The organism is Chitinibacter sp. FCG-7 (genome assembly GCF_040047665.1).
GTDB lineage: Bacteria > Pseudomonadota > Gammaproteobacteria > Burkholderiales > Chitinibacteraceae > Chitinibacter > Chitinibacter mangrovi.
Genome location: NZ_CP157355.1, coordinates 2952293 through 2972359, shown reverse-complemented (window position 1 = coordinate 2972359; position 20067 = coordinate 2952293). Strand labels below are relative to the sequence as shown.

Annotated in this window: 16 protein-coding genes and 9 tRNA genes; 19 read left to right on the top strand and 6 right to left on the bottom strand. The window is 52.8% G+C overall.

Features of this window, described 5'->3' with window-relative positions; genetic code table 11:
* Positions 1 to 471: 471 nt before the first annotated feature.
* Together ABHF33_RS14015 and ABHF33_RS14010 are read right to left on the bottom strand one after the other, a co-directional pair.
* The gene (locus ABHF33_RS14015; protein WP_348944521.1) at positions 472 to 1305 is read right to left on the bottom strand and encodes a hypothetical protein; all 834 of its coding nucleotides are present in this window, start codon (positions 1303 to 1305) and stop codon (positions 472 to 474) included.
* Positions 1306 to 1635: 330 nt separating this feature from the next.
* On the bottom strand, positions 1636 to 2601 hold the full coding sequence (locus tag ABHF33_RS14010) for a hypothetical protein (protein ID WP_348944520.1): 966 nt from the start codon (positions 2599 to 2601) through the stop codon (positions 1636 to 1638).
* 248 nt (positions 2602 to 2849) lie between these two features.
* Between ABHF33_RS14010 and serS the strand changes: the two genes are divergently transcribed.
* The 4 genes from serS (at position 2850) to ABHF33_RS13990 (ending at position 6590) form a co-directional block, all read left to right on the top strand.
* A complete protein-coding gene (gene serS, locus ABHF33_RS14005; protein WP_348944519.1) occupies positions 2850 to 4127 on the top strand; it encodes a serine--tRNA ligase in 1278 nt (425 codons plus the stop codon).
* Between the two features lie 104 nt (positions 4128 to 4231).
* A complete protein-coding gene (locus ABHF33_RS14000) occupies positions 4232 to 4657 on the top strand; it encodes an NfeD family protein (RefSeq protein WP_348944518.1) in 426 nt (141 codons plus the stop codon).
* A gap of 11 nt (positions 4658 to 4668) precedes the next feature.
* Positions 4669 to 5616: an SPFH domain-containing protein gene (locus tag ABHF33_RS13995; RefSeq protein WP_348944517.1), complete on the top strand. Its 948-nt coding sequence runs from the start codon at positions 4669 to 4671 to the stop codon at positions 5614 to 5616.
* A gap of 41 nt (positions 5617 to 5657) precedes the next feature.
* Positions 5658 to 6590 carry an exopolyphosphatase gene (locus ABHF33_RS13990; protein ID WP_348944516.1) on the top strand — a complete coding sequence of 311 codons (933 nt, stop codon included), beginning with the start codon at positions 5658 to 5660 and terminating at the stop codon, positions 6588 to 6590.
* A gap of 77 nt (positions 6591 to 6667) precedes the next feature.
* Here ABHF33_RS13990 and ABHF33_RS13985 read toward each other — a convergent pair whose 3' ends face one another.
* Together ABHF33_RS13985 and ABHF33_RS13980 are read right to left on the bottom strand one after the other, a co-directional pair.
* Positions 6668 to 7567, bottom strand: a complete 900-nt coding sequence (locus ABHF33_RS13985; protein ID WP_348944515.1) for a hypothetical protein — start codon at positions 7565 to 7567, stop codon at positions 6668 to 6670.
* A gap of 64 nt (positions 7568 to 7631) precedes the next feature.
* Positions 7632 to 7949, bottom strand: a complete 318-nt coding sequence (locus tag ABHF33_RS13980; protein WP_348944514.1) for a PilZ domain-containing protein — start codon at positions 7947 to 7949, stop codon at positions 7632 to 7634.
* Positions 7950 to 8074: 125 nt separating this feature from the next.
* Here ABHF33_RS13980 and ABHF33_RS13975 point away from each other — a divergent pair, with 125 nt between their 5' ends.
* From ABHF33_RS13975 to ABHF33_RS13905, 15 genes are all read left to right on the top strand, one after another.
* On the top strand, positions 8075 to 8320 hold the full coding sequence (locus ABHF33_RS13975) for a hypothetical protein (RefSeq protein ID WP_348944513.1): 246 nt from the start codon (positions 8075 to 8077) through the stop codon (positions 8318 to 8320).
* A gap of 155 nt (positions 8321 to 8475) precedes the next feature.
* Positions 8476 to 8551, top strand: a tRNA-Val gene (locus ABHF33_RS13970).
* Positions 8552 to 8580: 29 nt separating this feature from the next.
* Positions 8581 to 8657, top strand: a tRNA-Asp gene (locus ABHF33_RS13965).
* A 15-nt stretch (positions 8658 to 8672) separates the two neighbouring features.
* Positions 8673 to 8748, top strand: a tRNA-Val gene (locus ABHF33_RS13960).
* Positions 8749 to 8790: 42 nt separating this feature from the next.
* A tRNA-Asp gene (locus ABHF33_RS13955) sits at positions 8791 to 8867 on the top strand.
* A gap of 22 nt (positions 8868 to 8889) precedes the next feature.
* Positions 8890 to 8965 (top strand) — tRNA-Val (locus ABHF33_RS13950).
* 43 nt (positions 8966 to 9008) lie between these two features.
* Positions 9009 to 9085 (top strand) — tRNA-Asp (locus ABHF33_RS13945).
* A 23-nt stretch (positions 9086 to 9108) separates the two neighbouring features.
* Positions 9109 to 9184 (top strand) — tRNA-Val (locus ABHF33_RS13940).
* A gap of 42 nt (positions 9185 to 9226) precedes the next feature.
* Positions 9227 to 9303, top strand: a tRNA-Asp gene (locus tag ABHF33_RS13935).
* Positions 9304 to 9326: 23 nt separating this feature from the next.
* Positions 9327 to 9402, top strand: a tRNA-Val gene (locus ABHF33_RS13930).
* A 232-nt stretch (positions 9403 to 9634) separates the two neighbouring features.
* Positions 9635 to 10885, top strand: coding sequence for a PAS domain-containing protein (locus tag ABHF33_RS13925; RefSeq protein ID WP_348944512.1), 1251 nt, complete (start codon positions 9635 to 9637; stop codon positions 10883 to 10885).
* A 108-nt stretch (positions 10886 to 10993) separates the two neighbouring features.
* Positions 10994 to 14902, top strand: coding sequence for an ATP-dependent RNA helicase HrpA (gene hrpA, locus ABHF33_RS13920; protein WP_348944511.1), 3909 nt, complete (start codon positions 10994 to 10996; stop codon positions 14900 to 14902).
* A gap of 152 nt (positions 14903 to 15054) precedes the next feature.
* Entirely contained in the window at positions 15055 to 15852 is a 798-nt protein-coding gene (locus tag ABHF33_RS13915) for a hypothetical protein (protein ID WP_348944510.1), read from the top strand.
* A gap of 501 nt (positions 15853 to 16353) precedes the next feature.
* Entirely contained in the window at positions 16354 to 16698 is a 345-nt protein-coding gene (locus ABHF33_RS13910) for a hypothetical protein (RefSeq protein WP_348944509.1), read from the top strand.
* Positions 16699 to 17750: 1052 nt separating this feature from the next.
* Positions 17751 to 18170, top strand: a complete 420-nt coding sequence (locus ABHF33_RS13905; protein ID WP_348944508.1) for a VOC family protein — start codon at positions 17751 to 17753, stop codon at positions 18168 to 18170.
* A 48-nt stretch (positions 18171 to 18218) separates the two neighbouring features.
* On the opposite strand, the gene ABHF33_RS13900 is transcribed toward ABHF33_RS13905, so the two are convergent.
* A complete protein-coding gene (locus tag ABHF33_RS13900; RefSeq protein ID WP_348944507.1) occupies positions 18219 to 18809 on the bottom strand; it encodes a hypothetical protein in 591 nt (196 codons plus the stop codon).
* Positions 18810 to 18928: 119 nt separating this feature from the next.
* On the bottom strand, positions 18929 to 20035 hold the full coding sequence (locus ABHF33_RS13895; RefSeq protein ID WP_348944506.1) for a PQQ-binding-like beta-propeller repeat protein: 1107 nt from the start codon (positions 20033 to 20035) through the stop codon (positions 18929 to 18931).
* Positions 20036 to 20067: the final 32 nt, after the last annotated feature.

Here is a 20067-nt window from a genome sequence, read left to right as displayed (position 1 = left end):
CAAAACATCGCGGCGTAGCCGCATAAAACCCAAGCTCGCGCAGCTAGTGTTGCGGCGCCTTGCCAATTCCCGGACTGACGGGGTTTCGCGTCGATCGGGCGCGTTAGGGTTATCAGAGGCAAGGCAAGACTGCCCCTGATTCGTCCGGCGGGCGAAACCGCCGGTTTACCGCCTGCACAGCAGGCTATGCCATCGTCAAATCACAACAAAGTCTTTGCTCGGCGCTGATACAAGGGGATTTGGTGTAGACCAACGATTGCGGTATATACATGCCTAGGTGTTGCTCTGTAGGTCAATTATGATCTAGCTTTGCTAGATATACCTGCAGGGTAGGCTTTAGCCGACCTTTTTATTTGCGCCTGGTCGGCTGAAGCCGACCCTACAACTGCTGCTGATTAGAACGAATTGCCCGTGGAGCTTCGCCGTTTGGGAGGTGATTGGCAAGGTTTTAAACCGCAACATTTTTGATTTCTATCGCGGATTGGCATTGCTGCGGACAAAACGCTCCGAGCTTTCGACGGCTTCCTCACCGACTTTAATCAGCAGATTGAGGGTGTAACCGGCAAATCCGATAATGCCAGCCAGGATCAATGGGACAACGAGGAAGAACAGCATCAGCATTACGCCGGTGGCGAGGTAGCTAATGTTGCGCAGCAGCTTCAGTCCGCGCAACACACTATGACCATTTTCATACAAAGAGCACACTTCGCCCGATTCGAGCCGTACGCCGATCAGGCTGAGCGTGTGCAGCTGACCTTGTTCATCGGTCATGTGCTGTTTCATGTAGGCATTTTTTGCGCTTTGCAGCGTCAAACCGTCTTTCAACGTTTGGTTGTTGCCAGTGAAGCCTGCGGTATTGAGCGCAGAAAAATCGCTAGCGGCCAAAAATTCGGCACTGGCGACATCATGGCGCAGGTAAAAATGCGTGGCTTTGGCAAGCCGATCAGGACTAATACGCACGCCGTCCTCCAGATTTTGTAAAACCAGTACACTGCCGTCCGGCTTTTTTAGTGTGAGTTGCAAATAGCCCAGCGGGGCATCGGGCATCGCATCGAGCGCAATGAATTGCGCGGGTTGCAGCCACATATCGGTTTGCTTGAGGACTGGAGTTTTGAGGACTTTAGCGAGTTTGCTAAATAGCGGCGTAGCTTGTTTGGCGAGCATGCCAGCTTTGACAGTACTTTTTGTGGCTTCTACAGCCACATTAACGCTGGTTGAGTAAATTGTTGTGGCCAGATCCGCCTGTTTACCCCAATCAATTTGATTGGCTGCACGTAATTCTTCACGTTCTTCGTAGTTCAGCATCTTGATAGCCTTTTACGGGATGGATAATATCAGCTTGGCTCACTCGTGCCGCTAGATGCGGCTTGCCAAACCTACTAGGGGAAATTATTAGGCCGCAATGTTATTTAATGTAATTATCTATATCAATTATCTTACTTTTTACTGTTGCATTTTGTTGGGCTATCACTGTACGGCGTAATTGCTGAAGGCATTACGCCGTATGATTTGTGCAACCAACAGTTGATCTAGCCGCGTAGGAAGAGACTTGGCCCGTGCTGAACTGCGATTTTGATTCATCGCCATATTGGCGGAGCCACCTGCGGCTAACCCCCTACCGCACGCTGTCCTTGGCTATTTACCCGCTGTGGCTTGGAACATTAATGGATTTGGAATGCGTTTAGCCGATGCGCATGGTTCGCCTGGCGTGGTCGGGATGGGGCATGACCATAAATCATCGAGAAACGCCTTTGTTCTCTGCTGATAGCGCGCTTCAGTTTCGCTCTCATCTTTTTCACCCTCTGGGTTAATCGCGCGTGACTCAATGGTACGAATCGGCTCCTTGCGTTCAATCGTGGACTGGTATTGCACCACCAGTTTTTTCTCAGTCAGATTGATCGAAAATAGAACGGGTCGCATTGGCGTTGGGATCAGTGCGCCAGAGTGGTATCTGAGCAGCAAAAAAGGCTCCATCGGTTTTGGTAATGAAATATTCATCCGTTGACGCTTATTCAGTGCGAAATGCATGCTCCCGCCAATTGGGAAGTACGAGTCGAGCCGCTGGCCCGATTCAACGCGCACCTTCCCCACGCAAGGCGCGTAGCTGTATTCGCTTTTTCTCGCTTCCGACCCCTGAGTCATGACTGCATCGCTATCTAGGCGGGTCATTTTTCGCAACTTCATCGGCTTTTTGGCACTGTCTTTCACTGCCAGTAGTTTTCCCCCGGTAACGAGAAATCCGGTGTAAGGATACCAGGCCGTATTTTGGTTAAATTCAGCCCCTTTGAATGTGCAGGCGTATGTATCAGCGACCTGCTCTTCTGCACCAAATGTTTCTTCCTGCTGCTCTGCTCTTTTCAACTCCCCATTCGGCAAAATATCAAAGGTTAATTTGGCGACATAAGAGTAATAGTCTTTCCCAGCAATTGTGGCCGTCAGCAATACCCCCGGATGCTGGGTGTAGTTAACAATTTTTGCACAGCATTTGTCGTCAGCTGTTTGCGCTGAATTTGGTGTTTTTGTACCCGTAACTGGTTCTGTGCGGGCACAGGCGGCAAGAATACTTACCAGAAAAAATAGAAATAGACGATTTTTAATCATGACTTAAGAATGTTATATGTAAGCTTTCCGATTATATTTAATCATGGCAAACCGCGCTACATCGCCAACGCAAGTCTTTGACAACAACAACTGATCATCATTTCTCCTGTATCAATTGGGCCAAGCGCGGGCGGTAAAAGCCGGTGATGACACTTGAAAATCCGTGAGCACTGCACGACTTCACGACTGCAGTCCCACCTTGGTGTAAAATCGCCCTATCCCACTTTATTTCTACAGACCCATTCTCAATGCTTGATATTCAATTACTCCGTACCGATCTGGCTGCCGTTGCCAGCCGTCTGGCTAGCCGCAAATTCGTCCTCGACACTGCCGCATTCCAGGCCATGGAAGACGAGCGCAAAGTGTTGCAAACCCGCATGCAGGATCTGCAAGCCAAGCGCAATAGCACGTCCAAGCAGATCGGCGCGGCCAAAGCCAAAGGCGAAGACGTGAGCGCGATCATGGCCGAAGTGGCCAATCTGGGCGACGAGCTCAAAGCGGCGGAAAATGCTTTTGCCGAGCTGGCCGATAAGCTCAACGCCCTGCTGCAAACCATCCCCAACCTGCCTGCCGATGAAGTGCCTACCGGTACTGATGAAAGCGGTAATTTGGAAGTGGCGCGCTGGGGCACGCCGAAAACCTTTGATTTTGAGATCAAGGATCACGTCGATCTGGGAGAGCCGCTGGGTCTGGATTTCACCACCGGCACCAAGCTGTCTGGCAGCCGCTTTACCGCCCTGCGCGGCCCGATTGCCCGCCTGCATCGTGCGCTGGCGCAATTCATGCTCAATACCCACACGCTGGAACACGGCTACGAAGAAGTGTATGTACCGTATCTGGTCAATAGCGCGTCGATGATGGGCACGGGCCAGCTGCCCAAATTTGAAGAAGACCTGTTCAAAGTGCCGCGCGCGGATGCCGAGCCTTTGTATCTGATTCCAACCGCCGAAGTGCCGGTGACCAATTTTGTGCGTGATGAAATTGTTAAAGCCGATTCATTACCGCAAAAATACGTTGCACATACCCCATGTTTCCGCTCTGAAGCTGGCTCCTACGGCCGCGATGTGCGCGGCATGATCCGCCAGCATCAGTTCGATAAAGTCGAGCTGGTGCAGATTGTTCATCCGGAAAAATCAGCCGAGGCACTGGAAGAACTGGTCGGCCACGCCGAGAAAATCCTGCAATTGCTCGAATTACCCTACCGCAAAATGCTGCTGTGTACGGGCGATATGGGCTTTGGCAGCAGCAAAACCTACGATCTGGAAGTGTGGCTACCGGCACAGAACACCTACCGCGAGATTTCCAGCTGCTCCAGCATGGGCGCATTCCAGGCTCGCCGCATGCAGGCCCGCTTTAAAAATGAAGCTGGCAAAAACGAGCTGGTTCACACGCTCAATGGTTCAGGCCTGGCAGTAGGCCGCACCTTGGTTGCGGTGCTGGAGAACTATCAAAATGCCGATGGCAGCATTACGGTGCCTACAGTGCTACGCCCTTATCTTGGTGGCCAGGAGACTTTGAGCGTTTAAAGTTTTGTTGTGCTCAGCCTGCAAAGCGCACCAATCGGTGCGCTTTTTTTGCGCCCAAAGTAAGACTGGTTTAGGCTGTGCTTAACCCATTCGGAAAAACGCCGATGACCAATACAACTTTGTGGCTGATCGCAGGCGCAGCCTTAATCGCCCTTGAATTATTCACGACCACTTTCTACCTACTCGCAATTGCAGCCGGATTTTTAGCTGCCGCCGCCGCCAGCGCCTTGTCGTTTTCCAGCGCAACACAACTGCTAATTGCCAGTATTGTCAGCCTGCTTGCTGGTTATGCCATCAAACAATGGAAGAAAAACCGCGCCTCCACCGAAACCATGCCCAGTGACGATATTGGCAAAGTCGTCCAGATAGAGACCTGGCTGGATGAGCGCCGTGCACGCATTCATTACCGCGGCAGTCACTGGGATGCCGTACTCGCACCAGACTGCAAAGCCAGCAATACAGGGACATGGTATATCTCTGCAAGCCTTGGCACACAATTTGAAATCAGCAATACCCCACCTAAAATCTAAAGGAAGGCATCATGGGCTTAGAGTTTTCAGTCATTGTTCTCGCTGTGGTTATTATTTTTATCGCCAAATCCTTCAAAATCGTACCGCAGCAAAGCGCGATCATTATCGAGCGCCTAGGTCGCTTTCGTGCCGTATTAGCCCCCGGACTGAATTGGGTGATTCCCTTTGTTGACCGCGTAGCCTACAAGCACAGCCTGAAAGAAATCCCGCTCGATGTACCCAGCCAAGTGTGTATCACCCGTGATAACACCCAGCTTCAGGTCGATGGCATTCTGTATTTTCAGGTACTCGATCCCCGTCTGGCTTCCTATGGCACATCGGATTATGTCCTGGCGATTAGCCAGCTGGCGCAAACCACTTTGCGCTCGGTGATCGGTAAGCTGGAGCTGGACAAAACATTCGAAGAGCGCGATGAAATTAACCGCACCGTCGTCGCCGCGCTCGACGAAGCGGCAACCAGCTGGGGCGTAAAAGTATTGCGCTACGAAATCAAAGATTTGACGCCACCACAAGCGATCTTGCATTCGATGCAGCAACAGATCACCGCCGAGCGTGAAAAACGCGCCCGCATTGCCCAATCGGAAGGCGTGAAACAAGAGCAGATCAATCTGGCGACTGGCCAGCGCGAAGCCGCTATCCAGAAGTCCCAGGGGGACATGCAGGCCGCGATTAACCAATCCGAAGGTGAGCGCCAGGCTCAGATCAACCGCGCCACCGGTGAAGCCGAAGCGCTACGCCTAGTAGCCCACGCAACTGCCGAAGCGATTGGTGCAGTTGCCAAAGCGATTGAGCAGCCTGGCGGCGTGCAGGCCATTAACCTGAAAGTAGCCGAGCAGTATGTCAGCGCCTTTGGCAATATCGCCAAAGAAGGCAATACGATGCTGCTGCCAGGCAATGCCGCCGACGTCAGCAGCATGATCGCCACGGCCATGAATGTGGTTCAAGCAGCAAAAAAATAAAAAACACCTAAGCTAAGAAGAGTTAATGCTGGAGAAGCCCCATGTCGGAAAAAAAATATCGCCTAGTGACCCGCAGCGACTTCGATGGACTAGTCTGCGCAGTCCTGCTTAATGAACTGGATATGATTGACGATATCCTGTTTGTTCACCCCAAAGACATGCAGGATGGCAAAATCGCAATCAATGCCAACGACATCACGACCAATCTGCCCTATGTAGAAGGCGCTTATCTGGCGTTTGATCATCATCTCTCCGAAACCATCCGCAATACTGGCGAAATAAAAAACCACATCATCGACCCCAGCGCACCTTCAGCAGCGCGAGTGGTCTATGACTATTACGGTGGCAAGGAGAGATTTGCCAATATCTCCGATGACATGATGCTGGCGGTGGACAAAGCTGATTCGGCTGAATTTACCCGCGAAGAGATTCTGAACCCCAGCGGCTGGGTACTGCTGAACTACCTGATGGATGCCAGAACCGGGCTGGGCCGCTTTCGCAGCTTTACCATTTCCAATTACCAGCTGATGATGGATCTGATCAAATATTGCCACAATCACAATATTGACGAGATTCTGGCGCTGCCCGACGTGCTTGAACGCATCGAGCTCTATCAGGAGCATGCGCCACTGGCCAAAGAGCAAATCAAGCGCTGTAGCCGTATTTACGACAATCTGGTTGTACTCGATTTACGCGAAGAAGACACCATCTACGCAACCAACCGCTTTATGATTTACGCCATGTATCCGCAGTGCAATATCTCGATCCACGTCATGTGGGGAGTGCAACAACGCAATACCGTGTTTGCGACCGGTAAATCAATTATCAATCGCTCATCTCAAACCAATATCGGCGCACTCATGCTCGAGTATGGCGGCGGCGGCCACGAAAATGCCGGTACTTGCCAGGTCGCCAACGATGAGGTTGATACTGTATTGCGTGAACTCATGCTCAAAATCACCGCCGATGGCTAAGCGCTGGGCACTGGGCACTGGGCACAAAAAAGCCGACTCAAGGTCGGCTTTTTTCATTCAAGCGGCGCAAAAGCAGCTCAGGGGTAAGCGCCAGCCTGCACAGAGAGCAGCCCTACCCGACCGGACACCTGAGCTTGCCCGACATGGTGGTAAGGCACTGCCTGCAAATCAAGGCTGTTTTTTAAGCCACCCAGCGAGACAAGCTGATAGCCCTGCGCAATCCAGCCATCGAGCAGTGCAGCCAGTTGCTCGCTATATTGCACATCAAAATCAGCGGCAATATTGAACACATGCAGATCGGTCGTGGCAGCAGCCGTGGTTTGCAGTAGCGATTGCACAGCCTCGTCAGCAGATTGCAATGGCAGTAATTCCTCCAGCATGGGTAAAGTCACCGGAATCTGCAAACAGCGAACGTACTCACCTTCCACCACAGGCCAGAATGGTGAAAAACCACGGCAATCACTGGCAAAACTGAGCTGATTGAGCTGACTCAAACGAAACGCCGCCCGGTTCATTTGCCAGCCATGTGCAGCGTGAGCAATCGGCTTTTTCTCCGTCAAGCGCTCAAATGCCTGCAGTGTTTGCTGATATTGCTCTCGCGTTTCTTCGGCCGATTGCTCACTTATTCTGGCCTGCCAAAGATGGCGGCAAGCTGGTCGCACAGCATGTTCAAACTGGGCGTCGCTTAATTCGGATAAAACGGCAGCAGCCTGTTTGGCTAGACTTTTGGCCGGCCGCAAACTGCCAAGCAACAAAGGAGCAAAACCAAAACGGTGCTTGAGCGGAAGATTAGACATACCCGGCATGCGCCGCAGACCATATGCCGGCATCAAAAAGCGGCCATTCTTTTCTAGCCCCAAAGACCAAAAAAAAGTCGCCCCTACATTACGAGCACGCAGTATATCCACGATGGCGGGCAAGCCGGTTTGCATGGCCTGCGTGTTGTCTACATCAATTTTGAGGGCTATCAGCTTCATGAATCCACTTAAACAGGTGTCGGCTTGACCGTACAAAGGGCCAAAAGCCGACAGTTTAAAGGATTTATGTGTGCACCTGAACTATCTCAAGGCCAAGCTCGTACAAAGACAGCATATCTAGGCGATGGCTGCGCCTGACTTTAACCCGGGCAGAAAAAGGCTCACGCCGCATACCCGGCGTGCGCGCAGGCATGACATAAATATCAAACTCTTCATCAGGGCGAGGAACGTAGCTAGTCTGCACCGTCATTCCAGTCACGCTCAAATCGGTGCATTCGCCATAAAATGGCAGACCAAGATCCATCGGGCGAATTTTCACCTTGCAATTCACCGCAACACGCAAGGCTCCGCGCTGATCACGCTCTTTCAGACCTACACTCATGCTCAACCCAGAAGAAGAAACAGATAAAAATCAGAACAAAATCTTAACGTGCAACGCAGATAAGGCAAAGTACCGACTATCAGTCCAGATAGTTAACGCGTTAGAGCAATTGTATATTGGGTAATATGACATCGATCAACAAGGAGAGCATGATGTCCACAATCAATTCGGTCATGAATTTCAGCACTAGCGTAGCTCAAACTATTCAGCAAGGCTCGCAACAAACCGCACAGGCAATCAGCCAAAGTGTAGAGCGTCTGGATCGAAAAAAAGAAAGCATCACCCAACAAGGACTGCAGGATATTCAAGATCGCCAAGCCATGGCACAAAGAATGGACGAAGCGCGCAATAAAATTGATACCTACGCCTAAAATTTATCATTTTATTTTTCAAAAGCTTAGCTAAAAAGCGCCATTTCTGGCGCTTTTTTCATCGGAAAATCCACTCAAAACTGTTGACGGCCATTGGGGTGGCATGTTTTAATCCGGCCTCTCTCAAGCGAGGGGCGATAAAGCTTCTAGCGAAAGGGTCGTTAGCTCAGTTGGTAGAGCGTCTGCCTTACAAGCAGAATGTCGGCGGTTCGACCCCGTCACGACCCACCACTCACTTTAGAGGACATTTATACCACTGCGGAGTGGTAGTTCAGTTGGTTAGAATACCGGCCTGTCACGCCGGGGGTCGCGGGTTCGAGTCCCGTCCACTCCGCCAAAAGTATAAAACAAAGGGTCGTTAGCTCAGTTGGTAGAGCGTCTGCCTTACAAGCAGAATGTCGGCGGTTCGACCCCGTCACGACCCACCACTTCACTCAGGTGAAGTAAGCAGCAAAAATCAATACCACTGCGGAGTGGTAGTTCAGTTGGTTAGAATACCGGCCTGTCACGCCGGGGGTCGCGGGTTCGAGTCCCGTCCACTCCGCCACTAGTTTGATCGTTTTAAAATTGGGTCGTTAGCTCAGTTGGTAGAGCGTCTGCCTTACAAGCAGAATGTCGGCGGTTCGACCCCGTCACGACCCACCACTTCACGCTTGTGAAGATAAGTAGCAAAAATCAATACCACTGCGGAGTGGTAGTTCAGTTGGTTAGAATACCGGCCTGTCACGCCGGGGGTCGCGGGTTCGAGTCCCGTCCACTCCGCCACCAGTTTTGATCGCTTCAAAATTGGGTCGTTAGCTCAGTTGGTAGAGCGTCTGCCTTACAAGCAGAATGTCGGCGGTTCGACCCCGTCACGACCCACCACTTCACGCTTGTGAAGATAAGTAGCAAAATCAATACCACTGCGGAGTGGTAGTTCAGTTGGTTAGAATACCGGCCTGTCACGCCGGGGGTCGCGGGTTCGAGTCCCGTCCACTCCGCCAAAATCCAGATACACCTCAAAATTGGGTCGTTAGCTCAGTTGGTAGAGCGTCTGCCTTACAAGCAGAATGTCGGCGGTTCGACCCCGTCACGACCCACCATCAGCACATCAAGTTTCAAACCTCAAGCTATTTCAATTGCAATGCAATTCTTTGCTGACTTTGAAAAGCCAATCTAATTACGCCTTTCTTTTACTCGCCCAACTCAGCACAAAAGTACACAGGCAAACTGTTGTGATGAATCTATCAGCATGCAACTTTCATCGCCATTCACCGCCTTTAGCGCTAAACTCCTTGATCAAATAACACCAGTTGCTGCATAGCAGGGTAATTTATGGCGGCCAATTCTACCGAGCAGACTCATACCATCCAGTGGCACGGCTATTGCCTGCACTACGGCCAGCTGATTACCTTAACGCTCAGTGTCTTGATTTGCATTGCCTTATTGACCATTGATTTAAGCCAGCACCCCGCTTGGCAACCGTGGCTGATTGTTTTGGCGCTCGCCAGCGCACTGTCATTACTCTGGAGCGCATTGGTATCAAAGCCCAAAGAGAAAAAAACCTATACCGAAAACCAGACAACGATAGTCCCACCAGCCAATCCGCGCGACGTACTGGCCGGGGTTTCCGATTTGCTCTGGACGATAGACTACGCCAGCCGTCGCGTTACCGCGCACAATAACAGCCAGATCCCCCATCACCCGGCGGGCGATCAGGTCAGCAAGCTGGCCAGCATATTCCCGGCTCGCGTCTCGCGGCAATTTCTGGAAAGCCTGATCGAAATCCAGAGCACGCAGCAAGCCACCCGCTTTGAATACACGCTGGGCAACGAAAACATCCAGCACACCTTTGAAGCGCGCCTTACCCCGCTAAGCCACCGTGATTGCGTCGTCATCATCCGTGACATTTCGCACATCAAAGCCACCGAGGCGGCACTATTCAAGCAGCAAATGTTCACCCAGCAGATTATCGACTCCAGCCCGAACCTGATTTTTATCCGCGATCGGCACGGGCGTTTCCTGCTCGTCAATCAAGCCACACAAACCCTACTGGGGCATGACCTCATAGTGCACTCCCACATGGGGCTGGACGACGATACCCCCATATTAAGCGCTGGTGACCATGATGTGCTCGCCACGGGCGAGACGCTTCGCATCGAAGACCATTGCACCCTGAATAATGGTCGCACCCACTGGTTTGACATCACCAAGCTGGCCGTTGAGCGCGAAGGCAAAACCTATATCCTGAGCATTGCCATCGACATCACCGCCCAGAAAGAAAACGACGCCGCCAAAAATGACAGCGCCGTACTCGTCAGGGCCATGGCCAACGCCTTGCCGCACGCCTTTATGCTGGTGCAGCACGGGCAAATCCTGTTCGCCAACCACGCAGCCTGTCAGCGGCTCAATATCAACCCCGAGCAACTAATCGGCGAAGCACTCAGTACCTTCAACGCCCAAGCGCACAGCCTTGATAGCTGCGAAACGCTATCGCTGGCTGCGCATAATGGCGAGCAGATCGAATGCAAAGTCTGCTCGGTCAGCGACACCCAAACCGCCAGCCATCTGGTCACATTGCACTAAGGCGTTTTTTCAGGCCTATCCAGCCGCAGCCGCACAAGCCAGACACTTGCCCTACCCTGCCGCATGCTAAAATCGCCAGCTTGATTTCATCAGCACACTGCAGCGGTAATGACTCTTACTCTTCGCGACCTTCAGCCTTTACGCGCCCAGCTGGGCGACTGTCAAACCAGTGACCGCCATCCCCTGTCGCGGCTGATCAGCCAAATGGGTGATCGCATCAAACGCAATCAGCCGACTGATCAATTGCAGGCACAGTTTGCTGCGGGGGTTGAAAAATCGCTCGCAAAGACAACCATCCGTCGCGAAAAGCTACCGACGCCCGAATACGACGATTTTCTGCCCGTGAATCAGCGCCGCGATGAGCTCAAAGCCGCGATTGCCAAGCATCAGGTCGTGATCGTTTGCGGTGAAACCGGCTCGGGTAAAACCACGCAGTTACCCAAAATCTGCCTCGAACTCGGTCGCGGCGTACACGGCCTGATCGGCCACACGCAGCCCCGCCGCTTGGCGGCACGCTCGGTCTCCAGCCGCATTGCGCAGGAATTGAAATCCGAAATCGGCCATTACGTCGGCTACAAGGTGCGCTTTACCGATAAAAGCTCGCCCGCCAGCTACATCAAATTGATGACGGACGGCATTTTGCTCGCCGAGTCTTTAAGTGACCGATTCTTAAATAACTACGACACCATCATCATTGACGAGGCGCACGAGCGCAGCCTGAATATTGACTTCTTGCTTGGCTATTTAAAGCAAATCCTACCTAAGCGCCCTGATTTAAAAGTCATCGTTACCTCCGCGACCATCGACGCGGATCGTTTTAGCAAGCATTTCGACGGCGCGCCGGTGCTCGAAGTGTCAGGTCGCACCTATCCAGTCGAAGTGCGCTACAAACCGCTGGCGAGTACCGACGAAGACGATCAAGAAATCGAAATGGAAGAAGCCATCGCCAACGCGGTGGACGAGTTATGGCGGCGCGATGGTAGCGGCGATGTGCTGGTGTTTTTACCCGGCGAGCGCGAAATTCGCGAAACGATGGAAGAGCTGCGCAAAGCCAAGCTGCGCGACGCCGAAGTGCTGCCGCTGTTTGCCCGATTGTCGAACGAAGATCAACAACGTATCTTCCGCCCCAGCAGTACTGGCCGACGTATTGTCTTAGCAACGAACGTCGCCGAGACTTCGCTAACCGTACCCGGCATCCGTTATGTGATCGACAGTGGTCAGGCGCGCATCAACCGCTACAGCCCGCGCGCCAAAGTTGAGCAATTGCTAATCGAAAAAATCTCGCAAGCGTCGGCGCGCCAGCGCTCCGGTCGTTGCGGCCGTGTCGCCAGCGGGATTTGCGTACGGCTTTATTCGGAAGACGATTTCAACCTACGCCCGCCATTTACCGACCCCGAAATCGTCCGCTCTAGCCTCGCAGGCGTCATCCTGCGGATGGCGGCGCTGCGCCTTGGCCGCGTCGATGAATTCCCCTTCCTGGAAGCGCCATCAGGCAAGCTGATCGCTGACGGCTATCAGCAATTGCGCGAGCTGAACGCCGTTGATGATAACGACCGCCTAACTAATATCGGCCAGCAGCTCGCGCGGCTGCCAATCGATCCACGCGTTGGCCGTATGTTACTCGCTGGGCAAGACGAAGGCTGCCTGAAGGAAATGCTGATTATCGCCTCAGGTCTGTCGCTGCAAGACCCGCGCGAGCGCCCGTTCGACGCGCGCCAAGCAGCCGATCAGGCGCACGCCAAATTTACCGAAGAGAAATCGGATTTCCTGTCCTACCTGCGCCTGTGGGATTTCTTTGAAAAACTGCTCGCCGATAAAACGTCGAACCGCCAGCTGGTACAGGATTGCCACCGCAACTTCCTGTCGTACTTGCGTCTGCGCGAATGGCGCGAATTACATAAACAACTGTCAGAAATGGCGAGCGAATTGCGCTTGAACGAAAAGCCCGGCACTTTCGAGCAAATCCACAAAGCCTTGATCACCGGTCTGCTGGGCAATCTGGGCTTTAAGCAACCCGAAAACGATGAATATCTGGGCGCGCGCGGGATTAAATTTAATGTTTTCCCCGGCTCAGGCCTAAAAAAAGCGCGGCCAAAATGGATTGTGGCCGCCGAGCTGGTTGAAACCAGCAAGCTCTACGCACGTTGCGTGGCGGCGATTGAGCCGGAATGGGTCGAAAAACTCGCGCCGCACCTGATCAAAAAGCAATATTTCGACCCGCACTGGAGCAAAGACAACGCCCAAGTCAGCGCATCAGAACGTATCACGCTGTATGGCTTGCCCATCGTGGCGCGCAGAAAGGTACACTATGGGAGTATCAACGTCGCCGAGTCGCGTGAGATTTTCATCCGCGAAGCCTTGGTGCGTTTCAATTACAACAGCAAGGCCAAATTTTTCGACCACAACTTTGCCTTGCTGCTTGACGTGGAAGAGCTGGAACACAAAGCCCGCCGCCAAGACGTATTGGTCGATGAAAACGCGCTGTTCGCCTTTTTCGACGCCAAAATCCCCGCCGACATCGTCAACGGCGCGGGCTTTGAGGCGTGGCGCAAACAGGCCGAAAAGCTCAACCCAACGCTGCTGTATTTAAGTAAAGAAGACCTGATGCAGCACAGCGCCGCCGCGGTCACCGAGGAGCAATATCCGGAATTCTTCCGCCTGCAAGATGCGAAGTTGCCCCTAGGGTATCGCTTTGAACCCGGCCATGTGCTTGATGGTGTGACGATTACCCTCCCCCTGCATTTGCTCAATCGCGTCAATCACGCCACTTTCGATTGGTTGGTGCCGGGCCTGATTCGCGAGAAAATCACGCTGCTGCTCAAGTCGCTGCCCAAACCCATCCGCCGCCTGTGCGTGCCGGTGCCCGAGTTTGCGACCAAAATGATGGTCGCTCTGGAAAACGCCGACCGCGAAGCGCCGCTACTACCTCAACTCGCCCAAGCTACCACGCGTGGCTGCGGCCAGCCGGTGAGCGCCGATGATTTCAATGGGAATGATCTGCCTTTGCATTTGCGGATGAATTTCCGCATTGTTGACGATGCAGGCCAAGAGCTGGCGCAGGGGCGCGATCTGATCGCGATTCGTGCGCAGCTCGGCGAAGCGGCGCAACTGACCTTCCGCGATACGGCGGACGAGAGCACTGGCATTGAAAAATCGGGCATTTTGAAGTGGGATTTCGGCGATCTACCCGCCAAGATCAATTTCAAACGCCACGGCAAAGCAATGACCGGCTACCCCGGCCTTGTGCCCGATGAAGACGAAGCGGGTAAAGAATGCGTCGCGATTCGCCTGTTTGACACCGAACACGCGGCGAACGAAGCCCACCGCGCCGGTGTCGTACGCTTGCTACAGTTCGAGTTGAAAGAGCATCTAAAGCAATTACCCAAGGCGCTACCGAACTTTAACCAGCTCGCCATCCATTACCGCAGCCTCGGCAATAGCGATGAGTTGATGGCCGATGTGATCGCCTGCATCTGCAACCGCGCCTTCTTGGGCGACGACGAAGCGCCGCGCAAAAAGAAAGACTTTGATGAGCAGAAAAGCCGCGCCAAAGTACGCCTGCCATCGGTACGCGACGCCGTGCTGCGCACGTTGAACGACATCGCACCGGATTTTATCGCGCTGGGCACGCTGCTCGCCAAAGGCGGCAATATTCAGAACGAGCTGAAAACCCAGCTTGGCGAGCTGATCTACAAAGGCTTTCTCACCGCCACGCCATGGGAGCAACTGCCACGCCTGCCGATCTACATCAAAGCGATGAAAGTACGACTCGAAAAACGCGTACAAAACCCGAACCGCGACGGCCAGCGCGGCGCGGAAGTAGCAGAATTGATGCAGAGGTATACTTCTGAAATCGACAAGTGGCAACGCGAAGGGCGAGATACCTCTACCCTATTGCCGTTCCGCTGGATGATTGAGGAATTACGGGTTGGCTTATTTGCGCAGGAATTACGCACTCCGTATCCGGTGTCGGTGAAGCGGCTGGATAAGATTTGGGCGGAGATTACGAAGCGGTGATGGTTGAGATGTATTGATGCGTAGGGTGGGTTAGCCGAAGGCGTAACCCACCGTTCAGCATGATAAACTGAATGACATCGAAAGATATTTTCAACCAACCGTTCAGCCTAGGGTCATGACCTACCCTATATGGCGGCACATTAGGAACTCGTATGAATCACGACCTCATCATTAAGACTACCAATCGAGTAGCGATCTATGCTACTGGTTGTTTGATTTACTGGGTTTTTGTCTTTCTTACAATTACTATTTTTGATCTGCGCATCTTCCGCGAAAGAATGACCGATATGTTCTTTCTCAGCTTACTTGGCATCTTCGCCATTTTAGGCGGGGCGATTATTCTTAATGTCATGTCGAATCTTTCGAAAATTTCTTCGGCGGTGTCAGCATCACCTCAAAAAGAAAGTTCTAAGAGCAAAACAAAATGGCAACTGACACTGCTTTTTATTTCATTCCCACTTATTGCTGCATGCCTGTTCATAGGAAATGAATTATCAATTCAAAACAAAAAATCTTTATTAATTAGCTCTGCCGAACGATTAATTTCAGAAAACCAGCCAACTCTTGCATTGCTAGCTGATTACAAATTCTCCATCGAATTCATTAAACAGTCAGAAAAATCACTAAACATCATCAATAAAATAGATAGCAATTTCCCAGAAGTCATGATCATTACACCAGATACAATTGATGGTAAAAAGCTATTTCTGGGCTTTGGTGGTAAACAATATCACGATGAAAAAGAAAACACCGAAAAATCGGCTTATATTTACTCTACAACCCATGCCGAGCGAGACTATTTGTCCAGGGTATTTTTCGGCACTGAAGTTAATTATCGATTCCATTCAGAAAAGGGAAACTATCAGTTGTACTTCCCAACAACCGTAAATGGAAAAAGAATGGTTTTGTACTTCTCTGATTTCCAGCGCTATGGCAAATTAGGCTCTTAGCCGTCTTGTAGGGTGTGCAAATCTTGATTTGCGCACGCGGAATATGTACTAGTTTTCCTTAGGTGCTTATTTCTTGTATTGTGGTGCACAAATCCCTGCTGGATTTTCACGTCCTACAGATCCCGACCAAAACCGCCATTTACGGCGGTTTTTATTTTCCAGCCGCAATTGATCAAACACGGATTGGCGGCTATGCGCCGCAGCACTTACCTTTCTTGAACGGCCAAGAAAGGTAAGCCAAAGAAGGCCGCCCCGGCATCTGCGTCCCGCTGCGCGGGATGCCCTCGACTGTGGACGGATCGAGGCGACGGTTGCGCTTAACAAAACAGGCACAACCTCGCCCCTTAAGCGCTAGACAATACCTGCACTCAAACAACCAATTACTGACTATATTTTTACACATATCTTGCTTTAAACTAATTTTGTTAATATCATCCATCGTCGTTTTGCAATAAAAATCCCGGCCCATATAGCGGTGTTTTGTTCATAGAGGTGATAAAAATGAGTCTCAGCATTGAAGCAAACGGTTTAATCCCAACTTTGGTAATTTTTTCTGCTGTCATGGTGATGCCCATAAAATGGGCTGCTGCTTATGTTGATGCAGGGCGTACTGATTTTGCAGCAAGTTTGCTTGCTGTTGTACTCAGCGTAATTGCCTCAGTGATTAGCTTTAAATTACTTGGTGGTGGATTTATTGGTTTTTTGGTTGCATTAGTCGTAATGAATATTGTACAGGCGATAATTTTGAAGATTTCAGCTTATAAAATTCCTGGCTATTTTATTATTGCTATTTTTCTTCAACTCGCAATTAGCTTTTTCTTTGCAACCATGCCAATCAAATTCTAGTCTTGTAGGGTTTACAAAACTTGACTTACGTACGCGGAATACGTATTAATTTCATTTTCGTGCATATTTCGTGCACAAATCCCTGCGGGATTTTCATACCCTACCAACATCGAAACCGCCAACCATGGCGGTTTTACCAGCAATTTGTCATCCACTACGGATTGGCGGCTATGCGCCGCAGCACTTACTTTCCTTGCTTCGCCAAGGAAAGTAAGCAAAGGAAGGCGACCCCACATCTGCGTCGGCTGCGCCGATGCCCTCGCTGCGGACGGATCGAGGCGGCGGTTGCGCTTAACAAAACAGGCGCAACCGAAACCCCGCCCCGCCCGTACCTCGCTCGGCGCAGACGTAGGGGAATCCATGCAGACCAACGATTGCGGTATATACATGGCTATGTGTTGCTCTGAAGGGCAATTTGATTGCTGCTTTGATTGATATACCCCATGCCCATTTTGTTTATGCTCGTTGGTCTGGGGCTTTAATCCCCTGTCGCCCATCGCCGAAGGAGTGGAGCGAGACAAATGGCTTTATCGTTTGGCTCGCGACCGACTGAGGGAAGCCCGGAGGGCCGCAGGCGGGGGGCTCCTTTGGGGTGTTGGGGGCTTTGGAGAAGCGCGGGGCCCCCGCAAAGTCGCAAACTTTGTGGGGTGCAAGCAAAGCCCCCTACCTGCCCGCGCGGCGGAACGCGCATCAAAATAGTCGCGGCGTAGCCGCATAAAACCTGATTTGCTCACCTGATTTGCTCACCTGATTTGCTCACCTGATTTGCTCACCTGATTTGCTCACCTGATTTGCTCACCTGATTTGCTCGTCTGGCCGGCGAAACGGCCGGTTTACCGCCTGCGCCAGCAGGCCATAGGAAAGCACGCAGAACAACGACTTCAGCATATACCGACCACCGTATTGCTCTGAAAATAATATAAAGACTGATTCAGATAGCTATACCCTATCAAAAATTAGAACCGCCTCCAAACGATAACAAAACAACTCGCTTGACGTTGCAGCCAGAAAAAAGAACAATCGTTCGACTTTAACCCACCAAGAAATTCCAAATGCGCCCTCGCCTCAATCTAATCCTGCTCGGCGTCGCCGATGTGGCCAAATCAACCGCTTTCTATGAAGCACTCGGTTGGCAAAAAGCGGCGACGAGCCATAGTGAATTTGTGAAGTTTGATCTGGGTGGCGTGGTGCTGGCGTTGCAGTCCCGCGCGAGCTTTGCTGCCGATTGCGGCTTGCCCGATAGCGAGTACCGGGATTTTGCGGGCTTTGCGCTGGCGTATATTGCGCGCTCGGCCGATGAAGTGCCGCAGGTGCTGGCTGCGGCGGCGCAATTGGGAGCCGAGATTATCAAACCGGCAACGCGCAATGCCTGGGGCATTGCCGGCTATTTTCGCGATCCGGATGGGCATTTATTCGAGGTGTGTTACGAAGATGGCTGGGTTTTTGCCGAGGATGGCCATCTGCGGGTGTAAGCCGAGCAGCACCGCGTGCGCCCTGCCCGTGCGCTGCAACTGGGCCGCTTAGGCGGCCATCGGCAGCAGCGCTTTGGCGGTTTGCAGCAATTGGTCGGCTTGCGCGGCGGCCGAGCGCGATTCGCGCAGCGCCATATTCCAGCGCGCCATCGTGGCTTTGAGCGTTTGCGCGTCGCGGATGTCTTCGATTTCGCGTACCAACCGCGCGGCCATTAGCCCCAAGCCTTGCTGGCTGCTGCTGATCATCAGGCTTTTTACCGCGTGCAATGTGGCCTCGTCGAGCGCAATGGCGGCACTTTGGCCTAGTGCGGGCGGTGGCGGCGTGGGAACGGGCAGCCGTGTGGCTGATGGCGCAGGGGACGGTTGAGAGGGTGTGGCTGCAGAGATGACCAAGGGGCTGGCATCCTCACCCCCAATTCGCCGGATCAGCCCCTTGGCTTGCAACTGATCAACCAGCGCCAGCACATCGTGGTGATTGAGCTGCTGGTAAAGCTCGGCAATATTGCGTTCGCCATCAATCAGAATCAGCACCCGCCGCTCGCTGGCCAGCATCGGAATCGACCGCGATGCAATCGCCTGCTGGCCCAGCGGGGTTTTGCTGTAAATGTGCTGCAGTGTATTGACCCGAATCGATACCATTTTGCGCTCACCAACTGAATGATGGGCGCAGTTTAAAGCCCGCATATTGCCGAAATTCGATCAAAAGCTGTTGCCAATTGTAAGTTAATGCCTAAGCCATGCCCTGCGGCGAGCGACGTTTAGTCTGGCTTGATGGCATACAACACGCCATTTTCCGCGCCGACCAGCAGCGATGTGGCGGTTGTGGTTGCGGTAGCGCGCAGCTGGCCAAACGCGGCGGCGGGTAGCTCAAGGCGCTGCGTTGGCTGGCCCTGCCGGTTGATCGCCAATAGCTGCCCAGCCTTGGCGGGCGCATAGGTGTCGCCGGTGGCAAACCAGTATTGTTCGTGCGCCAAAACGGCCTGACGGAAGATATTCTGCCGGCTCGGCACTTGCCAGATCACGCGGCCAGTCTGGCCATCAATCTGCTGCACCAGAAAGCTATCCGAGCTGCCGATCACAACGCGGCCACGGTCGGCCAGCGCGCTGGCCATCACCCATGAGCTGCCGTGATCCACTTCCCAGCGTGTTTTACGCTGCTGAATGTCCCAGCCACGGATTTTGCCGTCGCGCGAGGCAAACACCAGCGATTTACCCACGCGAACAGGCTGGCTCTGGATCATGCCGTCGGCGGCGCGATGCTGGCTCAGCAGTTTGCCGCTGCGCCAGTCCACGCGGCTCAGCGTGCCATATTCGCTGGCCAGATAGGCAATCTGCCCATCAATAGCCGGGGTGGCAGTGACGATCTCGGCCAGCGCTTGCCGCCACACCGGTTTGCCCTGCGCAACATCAAGCAGCACCAGCTCGCGCCCCAGTGCCACCAGCAGCTGCTGCCCCAGCAAGAGCGGCTCGGGATTCAGACTATCCCAGATGTCGCTCGGAGCATGCTCGGGCATCGTGTAGTGCCAGCGCAGCGCGCCGGTTGCGGCATCCAGTGCAGAGACACCCTGACTGCTCGCCAGCAGAATCAACGAGCCCGATTGCAGCGGCGTGGTGCTGATTGCGCCAGCCAGCTTGCGCTGCCAGCGCAGTTTTTGCTGCGCGTCGAGCGAAAACACCTGCCCAGCCAGATTGCCAAAGACCACGCCACCCTGCTGATCGGGCAAAACGCCGCCACGAATCGGCGCGCCGCTGCGAAACTCCCACTGGATGCTGGCGGCCTGTACCTGTGCTTGTAGTAATACGCCCCCCAGCAGCAGACCCGCCATCCATCGTGATGCGGTATTGAATGTGGTTTTTTCCAGCATGATGTTTACCCCCTAATTGGTCGAATTGCGGC